1 protein-coding gene is annotated in these 387 nt (G+C 68.5%); it reads left to right on the top strand.

The features are described 5' to 3' along the window. The coding region (locus tag RNB18_RS53390; RefSeq protein WP_311721230.1) for a PP2C family protein-serine/threonine phosphatase at window positions 1-387 on the top strand (387 nt) is incomplete at both ends.

Here is a 387-nt window from a genome sequence, read left to right as displayed (position 1 = left end):
AACGGGTATCTGCTGCGGCAGGACTGGGACGAGGGGTTCGCCACCTCGATCCATCTGGTGCTGGACCTGGAATCCGGCGACTACGAGATCTTCTCGGCCGGTCATCCGCCCGCCCTGCAACTGCACTCGGGCAGCGGGCAGTGGGAGGAGAAGTCGGGCGAGGGCCCGCTGCTCGGCGTCTACGACGGGGCCGAGTTCGACGCGGTGAAGGGCTCACTGGCGCCGGGGGACGTCCTGATGCTGTTCACGGACGGCCTGGTGGAGGCGTCCGACCGGGACATCAGCGAGGGCATCGACCGGCTGACGGGCGAGGCCGACCACTATGTCTCCACCGGCTTCGAGGGCGCGGCCTGGCACCTGATCGAGGCATGCGCCAAGGACGTCAAC

The sequence above is a fragment of the Streptomyces doebereineriae genome (assembly GCF_031845645.1).
In the GTDB taxonomy this organism is placed as follows: Bacteria; Actinomycetota; Actinomycetes; order Streptomycetales; family Streptomycetaceae; genus Streptomyces; species Streptomyces canus.
The sequence above is the reverse complement of the archived record's forward strand: the minus strand, read 5'-3'. Positions and strand labels throughout refer to the sequence as shown.